Annotated in this window: 15 protein-coding genes; 2 read left to right on the plus strand and 13 right to left on the minus strand. The window is 69.5% G+C overall.

The genetic code is table 11. The features are described 5' to 3' along the window. Positions 1–3: 3 nt before the first annotated feature. Both uvrC and ACXJ1Y_RS21430 read right to left on the minus strand, forming a co-directional pair. The gene (uvrC, locus tag ACXJ1Y_RS21425; RefSeq protein WP_463848087.1) at positions 4–2,070 is read right to left on the minus strand and encodes an excinuclease ABC subunit UvrC; all 2,067 of its coding nucleotides are present in this window, start codon (positions 2,068–2,070) and stop codon (positions 4–6) included. Between the two features lie 49 nt (positions 2,071–2,119). Next, the gene (locus tag ACXJ1Y_RS21430; protein WP_463848088.1) at positions 2,120–2,824 is read right to left on the minus strand and encodes a protein phosphatase CheZ; all 705 of its coding nucleotides are present in this window, start codon (positions 2,822–2,824) and stop codon (positions 2,120–2,122) included. 299 nt (positions 2,825–3,123) lie between these two features. Between ACXJ1Y_RS21430 and ACXJ1Y_RS21435 the strand changes: the two genes are divergently transcribed. After that, on the plus strand, positions 3,124–3,918 hold the full coding sequence (locus ACXJ1Y_RS21435) for a L,D-transpeptidase (RefSeq protein ID WP_463848089.1): 795 nt from the start codon (positions 3,124–3,126) through the stop codon (positions 3,916–3,918). Between the two features lie 64 nt (positions 3,919–3,982). On the opposite strand, the gene ACXJ1Y_RS21440 is transcribed toward ACXJ1Y_RS21435, so the two are convergent. From ACXJ1Y_RS21440 to pgeF, 3 genes are all read right to left on the minus strand, one after another. After that, complete coding sequence (locus ACXJ1Y_RS21440; RefSeq protein WP_463848090.1) at positions 3,983–4,762, minus strand: DUF2076 domain-containing protein; 780 nt, start codon at positions 4,760–4,762, stop codon at positions 3,983–3,985. Between the two features lie 194 nt (positions 4,763–4,956). Then, on the minus strand, positions 4,957–5,859 hold the full coding sequence (locus tag ACXJ1Y_RS21445; RefSeq protein WP_463848091.1) for an outer membrane protein: 903 nt from the start codon (positions 5,857–5,859) through the stop codon (positions 4,957–4,959). A 238-nt stretch (positions 5,860–6,097) separates the two neighbouring features. Further along, entirely contained in the window at positions 6,098–6,880 is a 783-nt protein-coding gene (pgeF, locus tag ACXJ1Y_RS21450; protein ID WP_463848092.1) for a peptidoglycan editing factor PgeF, read from the minus strand. Positions 6,881–7,015: 135 nt separating this feature from the next. Here pgeF and ACXJ1Y_RS21455 point away from each other — a divergent pair, with 135 nt between their 5' ends. After that, positions 7,016–7,195: a hypothetical protein gene (locus ACXJ1Y_RS21455; protein ID WP_463848093.1), complete on the plus strand. Its 180-nt coding sequence runs from the start codon at positions 7,016–7,018 to the stop codon at positions 7,193–7,195. 43 nt (positions 7,196–7,238) lie between these two features. On the opposite strand, the gene ACXJ1Y_RS21460 is transcribed toward ACXJ1Y_RS21455, so the two are convergent. The 8 genes from ACXJ1Y_RS21460 to ACXJ1Y_RS21495 all read right to left on the minus strand — a co-directional run bounded on the left by ACXJ1Y_RS21460 (position 7,239) and on the right by ACXJ1Y_RS21495 (position 15,005). Then, positions 7,239–8,309 carry a class I SAM-dependent methyltransferase gene (locus ACXJ1Y_RS21460; RefSeq protein ID WP_463848094.1) on the minus strand — a complete coding sequence of 357 codons (1,071 nt, stop codon included), beginning with the start codon at positions 8,307–8,309 and terminating at the stop codon, positions 7,239–7,241. Then, complete coding sequence (gene lgt, locus ACXJ1Y_RS21465; protein WP_463848095.1) at positions 8,306–9,205, minus strand: prolipoprotein diacylglyceryl transferase; 900 nt, start codon at positions 9,203–9,205, stop codon at positions 8,306–8,308. The genes ACXJ1Y_RS21460 and lgt overlap by 4 nt, the downstream gene beginning before the upstream one ends. A 44-nt stretch (positions 9,206–9,249) precedes the next feature. Then, entirely contained in the window at positions 9,250–10,119 is an 870-nt protein-coding gene (locus ACXJ1Y_RS21470) for a VOC family protein (protein WP_463848096.1), read from the minus strand. Further along, on the minus strand, positions 10,116–11,018 hold the full coding sequence (locus tag ACXJ1Y_RS21475; protein ID WP_463848097.1) for an SMP-30/gluconolactonase/LRE family protein: 903 nt from the start codon (positions 11,016–11,018) through the stop codon (positions 10,116–10,118). The genes ACXJ1Y_RS21470 and ACXJ1Y_RS21475 overlap by 4 nt, the downstream gene beginning before the upstream one ends. Positions 11,019–11,028: 10 nt before the next feature. Further along, positions 11,029–11,478: a cupin domain-containing protein gene (locus ACXJ1Y_RS21480; RefSeq protein WP_463848098.1), complete on the minus strand. Its 450-nt coding sequence runs from the start codon at positions 11,476–11,478 to the stop codon at positions 11,029–11,031. A 201-nt stretch (positions 11,479–11,679) separates the two neighbouring features. After that, positions 11,680–13,167 carry a replicative DNA helicase gene (locus tag ACXJ1Y_RS21485; RefSeq protein WP_243951997.1) on the minus strand — a complete coding sequence of 496 codons (1,488 nt, stop codon included), beginning with the start codon at positions 13,165–13,167 and terminating at the stop codon, positions 11,680–11,682. Between the two features lie 223 nt (positions 13,168–13,390). Continuing rightward, complete coding sequence (gene rplI, locus ACXJ1Y_RS21490; RefSeq protein WP_463848099.1) at positions 13,391–13,963, minus strand: 50S ribosomal protein L9; 573 nt, start codon at positions 13,961–13,963, stop codon at positions 13,391–13,393. A gap of 46 nt (positions 13,964–14,009) precedes the next feature. Further along, positions 14,010–15,005 (minus strand): DUF2232 domain-containing protein, encoded by a 996-nt coding sequence (locus ACXJ1Y_RS21495; protein ID WP_463848100.1) that lies wholly within the window; start codon positions 15,003–15,005, stop codon positions 14,010–14,012. Positions 15,006–15,126 lie beyond the last annotated feature (121 nt).

Here is a 15,126-nt window from a genome sequence, read left to right on the forward strand (position 1 = left end):
GGCTCATGCGCCGGCATGGAAGAAGTCGTAGACGGCACGGGCCGTCGCCGCGTTGACGCCGGGCGCCTTGGCCAGATCCTCGTAGGCCGCGCGCTCGATCGCCTTCACCGTCCCGAAATGGTGGAGCAGCGCGCGCTTTCGAGAGGGGCCGACCCCGGCGATTTCATCGAGGGGGTTCTTCGTCATCTCACGTTTGCGTTTGGCCCGGTGGGTGCCGATGGCGAAACGGTGCGCCTCGTCGCGCAGGCGCTGGATGAAATACAGGGTCGGGTCGCGGGGCGGCAGCTTGAAGGCCGGCTTGCCGGGCACGAAAAAGGTCTCGCGGCCGGCATCCCGGTCTCGCCCCTTGGCGATGCCGACGAGAGGCACGTCCTCGACGCCGATGGCGGCGATGGCCGCACGGGCGGCCTCCAACTGGCCCTTGCCGCCGTCGATCAGCACGAGGTCGGGCCAGGCGGGGAAGGCATCGGCATCCATCGCGTCGGCCTCCGGCACCGGCTCAGGCGCGCCGCCCTCGGCGGCAGCCACGGCCGCCTCCGGCGCGTTGCGCGGCGCGTCCTTCACGAGGCGCTTGAACCGGCGCTGGAGGACTTCGCGCATCATCCCGAAATCGTCGCCGGGGGTCAGCTCCTCGGACTTGATGTTGAAGGTGCGGTAATACTGCTTCATGAACCCTGTCGGCCCGGCGACGATCATCCCGCCGACCGCGTTCGTGCCCATGATGTGCGAGTTGTCGTAGACCTCGACGCGCCGCGGCGCCTTGTCGAGGCCGAGCGCCTGCCCGAGGGCCGTCAGCAGCTTGCCCTGCGAGGCCGTGTCCGCGAGGCGGCGGGCCAGCGCCTCCTTGGCGTTGCGCTGGGCGTAGTCCACAAGATTCTTGCGCTCGCCGCGCAGGGGCCGGTGGATCTCCACGCGGTACTCGACCCGGCTCGACAGGGCGGCGCCCACCAGTTCCGCATCCTCGATGGCGTGGCTCGTGAGCACGACGCGGGGCGCGGGCTTGTCGTCGTAGAATTGGCCCATGAACGAGCCCAGCACCTCGTCGGCCGTCATGGAGCGGTCGGCCTTCGGGAAGTAGGCGCGGTTGCCCCAGTTCTGGAAGTTCCGGAAGAAGAACACCTCGATGCAGAACTGCCCGGCCTGCTCGTCCAGGGCGAACACGTCGGCCTCCTCCACGCCCTGCGTGTTCACCCCTTGCACGCCCTGGATGGCGGAGAGGGCGGCGATGCGGTCCCGGAAGCGGGCGGCGCGCTCGAACTCCATCGCTTCGGAGGCGGACTGCATCTCGGTGCGCATCCGGTCCTTCACGGCGTTCGACTTGCCCGCGAGGAAGGCGCGGGCGGAATCCGCCATCGCGGCGTAATCCTCCGTGCCGATCTCCCCCGTGCAGGGGCCGGAGCAGCGCTTGATCTGGTAGAGCAGGCAGGGCCGGGTGCGGTTCTCGTAGTAGCTGTCGGTGCAGGTGCGCAGCAGGAACGCCCGTTGCAGGGCGTTCACCGTGCGGTTCACCGCCCAGACGCTGGCGAAGGGGCCGTAATAATTGCCCTTCCGCCGCCGCGCGCCGCGATGCTTGACGATCTGCGGGGCGGGACCATCCTCGGTGACGAGGATGTAGGGGAAGGACTTGTCGTCCCGCATCAGCACGTTGAAGCGCGGCTTCAACTGCTTGATCAGGTTGGCTTCGAGGAGCAGCGCCTCGGTCTCGGTGGCGGTGGTGACGAACTCCATCGCCGCCGTCTGCGAGATCATCCGCGCGATGCGGTTCGAATGCGCCTGGCCCCGGGCATAGGAGCCCACCCGCGCCTTCAGGTTCTTGGCCTTGCCGACGTAGAGGACATCGCCCTTGTGGTCGAACATCCGGTAGACGCCGGGGGACACGGGCAGCGTGTTCCAGAACCGGCGGATCACCTCCGTGCCGGCCTGCACCGCTCCCGGCTCGAAATCGAAGTCGATCTCGGCAGAGGGCTCGGCCGTCAGCGAGGTATCCGGCTCGTCGGCATCCTCGAACGCGGCCGCGCGGCCGTCGTCGAAGGTGTCGGGGGGCAGGTCGTTGAGGGCTCTGCGGCTCATCCCGCGAATGTAGGCGCTTTCCCGCGCCTGTGCATCGCGGAGTTGCGGTTCAATCGAACAGCGCGTCGATATCCGACTGATCGACGTGGCCCGGATCGTCGGGCAGCTTCGGCCCGTTGAGCAGCCCGCGCTCCTCGTCCTCGGCCTGCGGCGTGGTCGTGGCCACGATGTCGCGGAAGCTGTCGAGGGCGGACCAGGCGGCGATGACGCGGTCGAGGTGCTCCTCGATGAACTTCATCACCTGGACGATCTTGCTGATGCGCTGCCCGGTAAGGTCCTGGAAGTTGCAGGCCTCGTAGGCATTCACGACGCGGTCGAGGATCGCGTCCACATGTGGGCGGGCATCGGCCGTGAGGTTCAGGGAGCGCAGCACCGCCGCGTGGCTTTCCACGTCCTCGACCACGCTGAGGAGCGTCGTCGTGGCGCGCTCGGTGGATTCCACCACCGCGTCGAGTTCGTCGGCGGCCCGGCGCATGCCCTTGCCGTTCGATTCCGAGCGGTGGAGGGCGGCGAGGTCGGCCTTGGTGCGGACGATGGCGTCCTTCATCGAGTCGAGTTCGCCGCGCATCGCCAGTGCGTCGTTGAGCTCCTTGCGACAGGCTTCCACCGTCTCGCTGGCGCTCAATTGCATGATCCGGCGGAGATCTTTGATCGCCGATAGGATCTCCTCCGAGCGTTCAGGCTGCGGCAGTTCGATCGGCGCCGGGGTCTCAAGGCCCAGGCTCTGCTCGATACGGTAGCGTTTGGTCTTCATCGGTCGGCTGACGGCCTGCGCTTGCTCGATTGGCCTAGGATTGTCCGAAAACCATTAGCGGACTGTCACCGCGCGGCGAACTTGTTGCGCCGATGTCCGCGGCGTCTGTGCGGCACTTCGCGCCTTTGAGGAAATTCGCGGCACGGGCACGCAATTGACGGTTGATTCACGTTGAAATCTTCCACCCGTGGACGGGGGCCGATTGGTGAGTCGTTCACCATGAACTTCAACGGCATTGCGCCGATCGGGAGCCGATGATCCGCGCCATTGGACGAGGGGTCCGCCGCGGAGTGGCTGCGATGAAGAGTGGAAGGGTCGTTTCGGTCGCCGGTGTTCTGCTGGCGACATGGCTCTGCGGGCCGGCTTCGGCCCAGCAGGCGCGCTATGCCGAGGCCGCGCCGACCGGCGGCTACGGCGGCGGGCTGATCGAGTATCTCGTGACCGGCCGGGCCGACAGCCCCGTCCGGGGCAACTGGCCGCGCCCGAACGCGGCGGTGCAGCGGCAGGCGGCGATCATCACCGGAGACCGGGTGCCGCCCTACGGCGAGCCCTCGTTCATGCCCTACGCGGCCCCGTCCGCGCAGGCCGCGCCGCCGCTGCCGATGCAATCCGCCGCGCCGGCCCCGGAGTACCGGGTGAGCCAGGAGATGGACCCGCAATATCTCCGGCAGGAGGTCCCCTTCGACGGGGCGCAGCGGCCCGGCACCATCGTGGTCGACACCACCTCGAAGCACCTGTTCCTCGTCCAGCCGGGCCACAAGGCGATCCGCTATGGGATCGGCGTCGGGCGGCCGGGCTTCTCGTGGAGCGGCCTCAAGACGGTGAGCCGCAAGGCCGAGTGGCCGGATTGGATCCCCCCCGCCGAGATGCTGGCCCGCCGGCCCGACCTGCCGCGCCACATGGCCGGCGGCCCGGCCAACCCCCTCGGGGCGCGGGCGCTCTATCTCGGCTCGTCGCTCTACCGCATCCACGGGACGAACGAGCCGAACACGATCGGCCGCAACGTGTCCTCCGGCTGCATTCGCATGATGAACGAGGACGTGATCGACCTCTACGAGCGCGTGCCCGTCGGCACCCGCGTCGAGGTGCTCTGAGCCAACGAAAAGGGCCCGGCTGGAGGCAGCCGGGCCCTCGTCGGATCAGGTCGTGGTGGTTGGATCAGGTCCAGTCGCTGTCGTCGCCGCCGCCCAGGTCGCCGCCGAAATCGCCGCCCTGGTCGCTCCAGCCGGCATCCTGGAAGCCGGCGCTGTCGTTGCCGCCGCCAAGCGCCGAGCCGAGATCGTCGGTGCCGCCGCCCGCGCCGTCGCCGTAATAGTTGTTCACCACGGTCTCACCGCCGCCGCCGAGACCCGCCGACGCGGCGCTGCCGAGGGCCGAGTGCCCGCCCGCGAAGGCGTTGGAGAGGGCGCTGCCGAGGAGCATGCCGCCCGCCGCGCCGGCCGCCATCGGCAGCGCGGTGGCGAGGAAGCCGCCGCCACGAGCCGGGGCCTGCTGACCGCCCGCCCACGGGCCGCCCTGCTGCGGATAGCCACCCTGCTGGGGATAGCCTTGCTGCGGGGAGCCGCCCGGCTGCGGCGCGTAACCCGGCTGCTGGCCGCCCCACGGCTGGCCGGAGGGGCGCTGCTGCTGCGCGTAGCCCTGCTGGGGCTCCTGCGGACGGGACGAGCTGCCGCCGCCGAAGATGCTCGACAGGAAGCCGCCGCCACCCGAGGATTGCGACGAGGCCGACTGGTGCTTGGCCTCTTCCAACTGCTGGTTGAGGCTCTTGATCGCCTCTTCCTGCACGTAGATCAGCTGCGCCATCGCGTAGGGCGCGTAGGGCTGCGTGCGAAGCTTCTCGGCGATGAAGCGTTCGGCATCGGCGTCGCGCGGCTGGCTCTGGGCCTGCTGCAGACGCTGGAAGATGCCGGAAATGATATCGCGTTCCTCGCTGTTCATCGGAACCTCCTCGGATCGGACACACGACCGGCGGCGCACCGCGCGGCTTGGGCAGGACATGGGATCGCGGTGACGCTTTGTCAGGGGCGCCTTGCAAAATTGTCATGCCGCCGAAGGCAGGTCCCGAAACGAAAAAAGCCCGGCCGAATGGCCGGGCTCCCGAAGCCGCGGCCGAAGCCGCGGCGGTTGAGGTCTTAGTACGAGCCGAACTTGTAGTTCACGCCGGCGCGGACGACGGCGAACTCGGTGTCGCGGCGGGTGTTGGCCGGGCCGGAAACGAGGGTGACGCCGGGGGTGGTGGTGGAGACGAGGGCGCCGCCGATGTTCTGGGCGAACGAGCCGGCGGTGCGGCGGTTCTGCTCGAGGTTCACGTAGAGGCCTTCGACCTTCAGGGTGACGGCCGAGGAGCGGAAGAAGTTCAGGAACGAGTCGGTCGGGAGAGCGTACTCGACACCGCCGCCGACGGCGTAGCCGGTCTGGAAGTCATCGGAGTTGACGCCGGTGCCGAACTGACGGCCGCCGCCGGAGCCGTAGGCGAAGCCGCCGGTGGCGTAGACGAGGGTGCGGTCGAAGGCGTAGCCGAGGCGGCCGCGCACGGTGCCGAAGTAGTCGAGGCCCGAGAGGCCGTTCGGGTTGAACACCAGGGTGCCCGGGATGATGGCGGAGCCGTTGGCGCCGATGGCGGAGAAGCGGTTCCGCTGGCGGCCGAAGTCGGCGTACTGGGCGTCGGCTTCGATACCGACGACCACGCCCGAACCCGGGGTGAACTGGTAGTTGTAGCCGATCTGGCCGCCGCCGACGAAGCCTTCGTTGTTGTTGGAGTTCGAGAAGGCGAGGACGCCGCTCTGGAGGGTGTTGCCGGTCGCGAAGATGGCGTTACCGGGGGAGACGCCGACGACGGTCGGGGCGCGGCTGGAGGAGGCGTCGAAGCCGTAACCGGCGTTGAAACCGGCGTAGAAGCCCGTCCAGGTGAAGACCGGCACCGGGGTGAAGATCGGCGGCGGGGCGGCGCGGCGCGGCAGGTCGGCGGCCGAAGCGGCGGCGGTCAGGCCGGCGAGGCCGGCGAGAGCGGAGGTGGCGCGGAGAAAGAATTTCATGGTGACGGTCCTCATAGGTGGCCCGGCTGCGCCGGCCCGAACTGGTTGATCCAGCGGTTCCGAGGTCGCTTTTGCACGACGATGCCACCAGCTGCTGATGCAGCCCCTTGCGGCGGCCCGCCTTTATCCTCGTTACCTTGACGCTCTAAACGCACCCGAATGGTCAAGGTTCGCTTGCTGCCACGCTTTTTTTGCGGCTTCCCGTTTGACAGATTGTCGCACCCCCCTTTCCACCCCGTCAGTGGGTGAGGGCGATGGCCGAGATGAGGCGGCCGTAATCGGGCTCGCTGCGGTGGGTGGTCCGGCGGAAGCTGTAGAAGCGGTCGGGCTCCGCGTAGGTGCAGCGGTTGAGGGCGGCGGCCTCGCCGATCCCCGCCTCGCTGAGGCGCGTCAGGATGAATCCGGGGAGGTCGAACTGCGCGTGGCCGGGCTTCGTGCCCCGACCGAGGAACCCATCCATGCCGGGCGCCTCGGCCTTGAACCGGGCGATGAAATCCGGGCCGACCTCGTAATTGGATTGGCTGATCGTCGGGCCGAGCACGGCGACGATGGAGGAGCGTTCCGCCCCGAGTTTTTCCATGGCCGCGACCGTGGCGCCGATCACCCCGGTCAGCGCGCCTTTCCACCCGGCATGAGCGGCGCCGATCACGCGGTTCTCCGGGTCGGCGAACAGGATCGGGCCGCAATCGGCCGTGGCGATGCCCAGCGCGAGGCCGGGCACCCGCGTCACCATCGCGTCGGCCTTCGGACGCGCGTCGGCGGGGAAGGGCGCCTCGACCGTCACCACGTCGGCCGAATGGACCTGATACAGGCTCACGATCCGATCGGAGGGCAGGCCGAGGGCGGCGCACATCCGCCCGCGGTTCTCGGCCACGGCCTCCGGCCGGTCGCCGGAGCCGAGCCCGCCATTCAGCGAGGCGTAGATTCCTTCCGACACCCCCCCGACGCGGGTGAAGAAGGCGTGGCGGATGACCGGATGCGAGGACAATTCCGGTGCCTCGATGAACTGGCCTGCGCTCATAGCCCCGCCCTCACGTCAACTCTGACGCCCGGATAGCCCAAGGCGATGCGCGTGGCGATGTGATACCGATGTTGCAGTGCCGCATTATATGGGCATGGCTGGCTACGGCCGGCGGCACTTCCATGGAGGACCGCCATGCAACAGACGGACGAAAACGAGCGTCAGGAGCAGACCGCGCCGCACAAGATCGCAGGCGCACAGCGGGCTCCGGTTCCCTGTTACGAGCTTCCGGAACCCAAGGCCGAGGTCTCGGACGCCGAGGGGCAGAAGGCCCCGAAGGACACCACCTCCGGTTTCGGCTCCTTCGAGAGCTGAACCCCCGGCAAACGCGCCTCCCGCGACACGCGCGGGGGGCGCCTCACCCCGGCGAGAGGCCGGGCAGCGGCCCGAGGCCCGGTGCCGCCACCGCCATCACCTTGAACAACCGCCCCATTCCCTCGGGCCTGTCATCCGTCAGCCGTGCGACGGCGGCATCGATGGCCTCGGCCTGGGCGTCATCCGCCCGCAGCCGGAGTTTCGCGGCGCGCTCTCGCAGGCCGAGCGCGGCCAGGAACGCGCCCTGATCGGTCGGCCCATGGACCGTTGCGCCCGCCTCTCGGGCAGCGAGTGCCAGGGCCGCGAAATCGACGTGGCAGGTCAGGTCGGCCTCGCCCGGCGCGGCGAGGGGATCGGCGAAGGCATGCCCCGACAGGGCCTGCAACGTGTCGCCGAACCCGGGGCGGACATGCCCGTAATCGAAGGCGAGGAGCACGCCGCCCTGCGCGCAGACCCGTCTGGCGAGGGCGCGCACGAGATCGAGGCCCGGTCCCGGTACCGAGACCACGGCACCGGTCGGCGCCTGGGCGGCGATGCCCGGCGTCGGTTCCGGCGCGAGTCCGAAGGCGAGACCGCCCTCGGATCCGAGCCCGACCAGTCGCTCATGCCAGCCATCGGGCGCGCGGACGAACTGGCGCACCGGCAGGCAATCGAAGAACTCGTTGGCGATGAGGATCGCCGGTCCGTCCGGCAGCGTGTCGGGGGAGGCGTGCCATGTGGCGCCGGCCCCCGCGAGCCGGCTCTCCTGCGCCTGCCGCAGAACGGGGCTCGTCTCCACGAGGTGGGGGGCGATGCGCACCCCCGGCGCGGCGGCGCCCAGAGCCCGCAGGGCGTCGGCCATCAGCGTGCCCCGCCCGGGGCCGAGTTCGGCGATCAGGAGCGGGTCCGGCCCGCCCATGGCCCGGTGCACATAGGCCGCCCAGGCGCCGACCAGTTCGCCGAACATCTGCGTGATCTCGGGGGCGGTGGTGAAGTCGCCCCGCGCCCCGAGGGGATCGCGCGTGCGGTAATAGCCGTGAATTAGGTGACCGAGGCACAGGGCCATGTAGCGGTCGATGCCGATCGGCCCCGTCTCGCGGACGATGGCCGCGATCTCGCGCCCCAGCGGTGTCACGCCTCGGCGCGCGCGGCCGGCGCCTCCTCGTCCGTTGCGGCGGCCGTCCGCTTCGGCCGGGTGCGGCCCGTGGCGGCGAGGACGATATAGGTCAGCCCCACCAGCATCATCGGGATGCAGAGGAGCATCCCCATCGTCACGCCGCCGCCCATCGGGCCGAGGCCGTTGCCGAACAGGAAGCCCAGTTGCGCGTCGGGCTCGCGGAAGAACTCGCAGGCCGTCCGCGCCACGGCGTAGCCGAGCACGAAGATGCCGCCGAGAAGGCCCGGCTTGCGGAAGCCGAAGCGCCGCACGCAGATCGCCATCACGATGAAGAGCAACAGGCCCTCCGTCGCCGCTTCGTAGAGCTGGCTCGGGTGGCGCGGCACCGGCCCGCCGGTCGGGAAGACGATCGCGTAGGGGAAGTCGGGGGCGATCCGGCCCCACAACTCGCCGTTCACGAAGTTGGCGATGCGGCCGAAGAACAGGCCGATGGGCACGACCACCGCGCCGATATCGAGGAGCGTGTAGCCGTTGAGCCCCCGCGAGCGCGCAAACAGCAGGAAGGCGAGGATCGCGCCGAGGAAGCCGCCGTGGAAGGACATCCCGCCGTTGCGGATGGCCAGGATCTCCCACGGGTCGGCCATGTACATCGGCAGGTTGTAGAACAGCACGTAGCCGATGCGTCCGCCGAGGACGACGCCGAGCGCCACCCACACGACGAGATCGTCGATGTCGGTCGGAACGGGGCGCTTGACCACGCCCCACAGCCGGTCGGCCATCACGAGGCGGCGCGCGTAGTACCACCCGCCGATCAGGCCGGCGATGTAGGCGAGGGCGTACCACTTGATGGTGATCGGCCCGATCGCGATGGCGACGGGATTGATTGCCGGAAATGGCAGGGCGAGGAGCGGCATGGGCGGGATCTCCGCGGCGGGAGTGGCGCCGCAGGCCCGCGCCGTCAACCCCGGCGCAGGATCAGGAACCCGTGTCCGTCCGGCCCCGTGCCGTAGCAGGCGCTGCCGTCCGAGGAGAGCCGCGCGCCGCGTAACGATCCCGCGAGGGCGGCCGGGTCGTCGGCTGAGACGACGAACCGCGTGCTCGCCCGGTCGGACGGCCCGTAGGGTTGCGCCGGCCGGCTCCGCACCGGGGCGCGGTAATGCAGAAGCTCCACATGCGGGGCGGGCGCAGGGGGCGCCAGGGCGATCACGTCCACGACCGGATCGGGCAGGCCGTCGAGCCGCGCTTGCTCCGGCCCCTGGTTCAGCCCCCGCTCGGAGACCGTGAGGCCGAGCCCTTCGAGGCAGGCGATGGCGGCTTCGCGATCGCTGACGGTGATGGCCGAATGGTCGAGCCCGAGGAACAGGCCGGGGGCGTCGGCCCAGCGCGCGGCGGGCTTGCCGCCGGGGAAGTGGATGAGTTCGAGGGGGTGCCCGTCCGGGTCGCGGAACTTGTAGGCGACGACGCCCCCGGTGGAGGGTGGCAGCACCTGCGGCCCGCCCTGGCTGATCGGCTCGGCCACGAGCCCGCGCGTGGCAGCCGCCATGTCGCGCACGACGATGGCGAGGTGCTGGAAGACCGGATCGGTCGCATCCGCCCCGGCAGGGTAGGGGGCTCCCGGCGGATCGGCCTGCACGAAGGCGACGTGCTGTTCCCCGAGGCGCATCCGCAGCCGCCGGCCCGACAGGCCCAGCGCCTCGGCTTCCGCCAGCGGCACCGGCTCCGGCGGGGCTTCGGATGCGAAGCCGAGGTGGTCGCGGTAGAAGCGCTCCGTCCGGTCGAGGTCGGCGACGGTGCGGTCGAAGCGCAGGATCGCGCGGATGCCGGTCACGGCCGGCTTGCCCCGCGCACGTTCGTATAGATGGCGTAGACCGTGTGCGACGCGCACAGGAATAGGCGGCTGCGGTTGCGCCCGCCGAAGGTGAAGTTCGCCACGGTGGAGGGCACGAGGATCTTGCCCAGCAACTCGCCGCCGGGATCGAGGCAATGCACCCCATCGCCGGCGCTCGACCAGAGATTGCCGTCCTCGTCGCAGCGAATGCCGTCCGCGTTGCCGGGGTCGATGGTGCAGAACACCCGCCCGCCGGAGAGCCGCCCGTCCTCGCCGACGTCGAAGACGCGGATGTGCTGCACCGGTTCGGCCGCGAATTGAAGGCCGGTCTCTACGATGTAGAGGCGCGTCTCGTCGGGCGAGAAGCATAGGCCGTTCGGCCCCTGGAAATCGTCGGCCACCACCCTGAGCGAACCGTCGCGGGGATCGAAGCGGTAGACGTTGGCCGGAAGCTCCGCCTCCTGCTTGCCGCCCTCGTAATCGGTCTGGATCCCGTAATGCGGGTCGCTGAACCAGACCGTCCCGTCCGACTTCACGACGATGTCGTTCGGCGAGTTGAGGCGCTTGCCCTCGTAGCGCTCGACCAGCGAGGTGATGCTTCCGTCGAGTTCGGTGCGGTGGATGCGCCGGCCCCGGTGGGCGCAGGAGAGGAGCCGCCCCTCGCAATCGCGGGTGTGGCCGTTCTCGAAGTCGCTGTCCCGGCGGAAGACGCTGAGGCCGCCGCCCTCGCTCCAGCGCATCACCCGGTTGTTCGGCAGGTCGGAGAACAGGAACTCGTCCCTGTCCCCGAACCAGACCGGACCCTCGGTCCAGCGGAAGCCTTCGGCGAGCTTTTCCAGTTCCGCGTTCGGCAGCACGCAGCGCTTGAAGCGCGGCTGGGTCAGTTCGTACCCATCCATGGCGCGGTTCTTACTTGAAGCGGCCGGGCTGGTTGATCGTCGGCGTGACCTCAAGCCCGGTCACGATCATCGCGCAGGGCTCGTCGCCCACCGTGCCGGAGAGATGGCCCTTCTTGCCGTCGCGCTCCTTGGTGTTCTGGTCCTCGCCCATCATCAGTTCGCCCGGCCCCATCTCGACGCGGGTGCCATCCATGGTCTCCACGAACCAGCGGCCGGAGAGGATGGCGATCCATTGCGGGCGGGGGTTCTCGTGCCACTCGCCGACCCAGCCGACCGGCAGGACGGTGAAGGTGACGCCGGCTTGCGTCTTCTCCTGCTTGTCGTTCCATTGCGGCGCGGTCTGCGGATCGACGCCCTCGAACTTGAACTGCGTCAGCTCGCACTTTGTCTGCCGGCTGATCCCGTCCGCGTCGGTGTAGACGTGCCAGTAGGCCATCGTCGGAGGGGTCGGCTCGCTCATCGTCGCTCCTTGCGCCGCCTCGTGCGGTCGTCCGGGCAACGTCGTTCGCGGCGGCGGGTTGCCGCCCGCCCTCGCAGGGGAGGGCGGAACGAGGGGCAGGGCTGCGCCCCCCGCCGCGAGGGCGAGGGCTTGGCGGCGGTTCAAACGGTCAGTCGGTTCGGTCATGGCCCCTCCGCTCGAAAGGACGGATGAGGCCGGCACTTACATCCGGTCGGGCAGGCGGTCGTCCTGCGCGAGGTTCGAGAAGCGGGTGATGTTCGCGTCGAACTGCAGTTCCACGGTGCCGGTCGGGCCGTGGCGCTGCTTGCCGATGATCACCTCGGCCTTGCCGTGGACGCGCTGCATCTCGGCCTCCCAGGCGAAGAACTCCTCCGTGCCCTCGCGCGGCTTCTTGTTGCCGACATAGTATTCCTCGCGGAACACGAACATCACCACGTCGGCGTCCTGCTCGATCGAGCCCGATTCACGCAGATCCGATAGCTGCGGGCGCTTGTCGTCGCGGTTTTCCACCTGACGGGAGAGCTGCGACAGGGCGATCACCGGCACCGCCAGTTCCTTGGCCAGCGCCTTCAGGCCGGTGGTGATCTCTGTCATCTCCTGTACGCGGTTGTCGCTGCGCTTGCCCGAGCCGGAGAGCAATTGCAGGTAATCGATGATCAGAACATCGAGGCCCTTCTGGCGCTTCAGGCGCCGGGCGCGGGCCGACAACTGGGCGATGGAGATGCCGCCGGTCTGGTCGATGTAGAACGGGATCGTCTGCATGTCCCGCGCGGCATCGGTGATCTTGTAGAAGTCCTCCGGCCGGATGTCGCCGCGCCGGATCTTGTAGGACGGCACGCCCGATTGCTCGGCGATGATACGCGTCGCCAATTGCTCCGCCGACATTTCGAGGGAGAAGAACCCGACGATGCCGCCGTTCACCGTGCGGATCGTGCCGTCCTGATGCTTCTCGCCCCGGTAGGCCTTGGCGACGTTGAAGGCGATGTTGGTGACGAGCGAGGTCTTGCCCATGGCCGGGCGCCCGGCGAGGATGATCAAGTCGGACGATTGCAGCCCGCCCATCTTCGCATCGAGGTCGCTGAGGCCGGTGGCGATGCCGGAGAGCTTGCCCTCGCGCTGGTAGGCCTTGGCGGCCATGTCCACGGCGGCGGTGAGCGCGTCCGAGAATTTCTGGAAGCCGCCATCGTACTTGCCGGCCTCGGCCAGTTCGTAGAGCCGCCGCTCCGTCTCCTCGATCTGGTCGCGCGGAGCCTGCTCCACCGGCGCCTCGTAGGCGCCGTTCACCAGTTCCTCGCCGATGGCGATCAGCCGGCGGCGGATGGCGAGGTCGTAGATGGTGCGGCCGTACTCGGCCGCGTTGATCACCGTCGTGGCGTCGGCGGCGAGGCGGGCGAGGTACTGGATCACCGTCTGGCCGCCGAAATCGGCATCGCCTAGATAGGTCTTCATGGTGATCGGCGTCGCCAGCTTGCCGGATTTGATCAGCGAGGCCGCCACGGTGAAGATCTGCTGGTGGGCATCCTCCATGAAGTGCTCGGAGAGGAGGAAGTCCGACACGCGGTAATAGGCGTCGTTGTTCACGAGGATGGCGCCGAGCAGCGCCTGTTCCGCGTCGATGTTGTGCGGGGCGACGCGGTATTCCGCCTTCACCGCTTCGAGCTTGGCCGTGATCGCGTTGGGCAATGCCATCGGCGGAACGTCTCCCGTCTGGCGCCCGAGCGGCGCATCTCACATCCCGACCATCGCCTCGAGTGGTTGACCGAAGCTTAGCCGATCACCGCGCCCCAGGGTCTCACCCCGGATGCGCGAATGCCCGCCGACTCGAAAGCGGGCGGGCATCCATGCTGGAACAAATACGGAACGTGTCAAGCGGTGACGGCGGTTCTCCCCGCAATCACCGCTGAGCAGGGCCTCAGCCCCGGTCGTCCGCACCCTCGCCGGCATCGGCCAGGGCCGCGCCGACTTCGAGGCCCAGGTCGTCGAGGTTGAACGCATCGCGCTCGATGACCGCCTCGCCGCGGGCCTGACGCTCGGCCTCTTCCGGGCTCCGGGCGATGTTGACGGTGATCTGGACCTCGACCTCGGGGTGCAGCGTCACCGGCACGGTGAACAGGCCCAGCGTCTTGATCGGCTGGTTGAGGACGATCTGGCCGCGCTCGACGGAGTAGCCGTCCTTCGTCACGATCTCGGCGAGGTCGCGGGTCGAGACGGAGCCGTAGAGCACGCCGGTCTCGCCGGACTGGCGGATGAGCGTGAAGCTCTGGCCGTTCAGCTTCTCGGCGACGGTCTCGGCGTCCTTCTTGCGGTCGAGGTTGCGGGCCTCGAGCTGGGCGCGCTGGGCCTCGAAGTGCTTCTTGTTGGACTCGGTGGCGCGCAGGGCCTTGCCGCGGGCGAGCAGGAAGTTGCGGGCGAAGCCGGGGCGGACGTTCACGGTCTCGCCCATCTGGCCGAGCTTGGCGACGCGTTCGAGCAGGATCACTTCCATTGTCTGTCTCCTTCGGGGGGTAGGGTGGGGCCGGACGGCCCCGGGGTCACGGCGCCACGGGGCCTTTCGGCCGGCGGCGGTCGAGGGCGGTATCGGCGAGGCCGAAAAGGGTGAGCGCGATCAGGGCGATGCCCTGGGTCACGAACAGGACCATGTACATCGCGAAGAGCATCAGCCCGCGCCCCGGGCGTCCGCGCGAGCGGTCGTGGAAGGCGGCGAGGCCCTGCAGGGCGAACACGGCGGTGAAGGCGCCGACCAGGGCGACGCCGAGCACGCCGGCATAGCCCGGCGCGAAGCTCAGGAGCCCGGCCACCGCCAGGGCGCCGAGGCACGAGCGCGGCATCTTCGTGGAGGGCAGATCGGGCCAGGGCCGCATCAGCCGGCCGGAGATGCGCACGATCCGCGCGGCGGCCCAGAGATAGAAGGTGAGGAGCATCGCCAGACCGTGCGCGGCGAGCGCCGGGACGATGGTCGCGAAGGCGTCGGCCAGCTCGTCGCGGGTGACGTCGGTCTTGCTCGGCTCGTCCTTGGCCGCGTCATCCTGCGCCGTCTCGGGGGCCTTGTCCGCCTGCGGGGCCGGGCGGGGCGTCCCGGTGCGCGTCTCGACCAGGGCGTGCGAGAGCTTCTGGAGCTGCGCCTCGTAGGCCGCGAAGTTCGGCGAGGACAGGACGGCGATGGAAATGAAGGCGAGGGCGGCGGTCGCCGCGATCCAGCCGAGGAGGCGGCCGGTCGGGTACCATTCGAGGCCCTCCGGCGTCTCGCGGCCGAGGAGCGCGAGGTAGGCGAGCCACCATGCGGGCAGGGCGATGTAGGCGGCGAAGGCGAGGCCCATGAAGGGCTGGATCACCGCCATCAGCACGAGGCTGCCCGTGGCGGCGGCGGTGAGGGCGGCCCGGTGGCTCCAGCCCAGGCCGACGATCAGGATCGGCAGCGGGGCGAGCAGGTAGAGGGTGACGGCAAGGCCGGTTCCCTTCAGCAGGACGCCGAAGAGGAGTGCGGAGACGAGGCCCGCGCCGATGCCGAGGACGAGGTTGTGGGTCATGGGTTCCGCTGTCCCCCCGCCCACGAGGGAGGGGTTAGGGGCTGGAAGAACGCTGCCCCAACGATCGAGCGGGGTCGCCGCTCTGAAGGAGCCGGCCCGGGTCTGCCGGGCCGGCGGTTCT

The organism is Methylobacterium sp. TK26 (assembly GCF_055361565.1).